The sequence below is a fragment of the Streptomyces sp. 150FB genome, assembly GCF_000818195.1.
Taxonomy (GTDB): domain Bacteria; phylum Actinomycetota; class Actinomycetes; order Streptomycetales; family Streptomycetaceae; genus Streptomyces.
The window spans coordinates 3,895,837-3,896,777 of the sequence record NZ_JTHL01000001.1 but is presented as its reverse complement, the minus strand read 5'-3'; the positions used below and the strand labels follow the sequence as shown (position 1 = coordinate 3,896,777).

Genomic DNA, 941 nt, shown 5'->3' with positions numbered 1-941 from the left:
CCGGCCGACGCGTGGGGGCGGCTCGCCGAGATACCGGGCGCCGCGGATCTGGCCCGCTGTCTGGAGCGGTCCTGGTCCACGGGAGCGCCGGCGGCGGAGCCGGTGGCGAGGCTGGCAGGGACCCTCAGGGCCGAGCGGGCCCGGAGGGCCGCCGCCGGTGCCCAGCGGGCCCAGGTGCTGATCACAGGGCCGGTCGGGCTGTGCTTCCTGCCCGCGTTCCTGGCGCTGGGTGTGGCGCCGGTGGTGATCGGTCTGGCGGGCGGCCTGCTGAACGGCGCCTGAGCGGTTTTCAGCGACAAGCGACAAGCGACAAGTGACGAGCGACAAGTGACCAGTGATCTCACGGGAGATCGACAGGGAGGGTGTCATGAGGAACGCCATGCAGGCCGGCACGAAGGCCGCAGCGGAGGCCGGGATGTGGGTGCGGGCGCGGGCGGCGGTGCGGCGGGCGAAGCGGACGTGGACGCGCCGGCTGCGGGAGGACGCCGGGATGGCCACGGCGGAATACGCGGTGGCGACGGTCGCGGCCTGCGCGTTCGCGGCGCTGCTCTACAAGGTGGTCACGAGCGACCAGGTCTCGGCGGCGCTGGAGTCGATGATCGGCAAGGCCCTCAATGTTTCCTTCTGAGGAAAGGGAACGTGGTTCCGTGACGGCGGAGACGGCCGTGGCGGTCCCCGCGCTGGTGCTGTTCGCCATGGCGCTGGTCTGGGCCCTTATGGCGGCCTCGGCGCAGATCCGGTGCGTCGACGCGGCACGAGCGGGAGCGCGGGCGGCGGCGAGATCCGAGCCCAGGGCGGTGGCCGTCGAGGCGGCCGAGTCGGCGGCGCCCGGCGGGGCGCTCGTCACGGTGGCCCGGTCGGACGAGCTGTGGCGGGTCAGGGTGGAGGCCCCGACGCCGGGCCCCGGCGCGCTGGCTCTGACGCTCACGGCGGAGGCGGTC

The 941-nt window shown here is 74.4% G+C and carries 3 protein-coding genes; all 3 read left to right on the top strand.

Features of this window, described 5'->3' with window-relative positions; genetic code table 11:
- On the top strand, positions 1-282 hold a 282-nt coding region (locus tag QR77_RS16640), incomplete at its 5' end, for a type II secretion system F family protein (protein ID WP_040022587.1).
- A 133-nt stretch (positions 283-415) separates the two neighbouring features.
- A complete protein-coding gene (locus QR77_RS16635) occupies positions 416-628 on the top strand; it encodes a DUF4244 domain-containing protein (protein WP_078877826.1) in 213 nt (70 codons plus the stop codon).
- Between the two features lie 19 nt (positions 629-647).
- On the top strand, positions 648-941 hold a 294-nt coding region (locus QR77_RS43615; RefSeq protein WP_347359783.1), incomplete at its 3' end, for a TadE family type IV pilus minor pilin.

Bases quoted from the DNA above. Each gene is read 5' to 3' on its own strand.
- QR77_RS16635 (WP_078877826.1), top strand. From the start codon at position 416: ATGTGGGTGCGGGCGCGGGCGGCGGTGCGGCGGGCGAAGCGGACGTGG.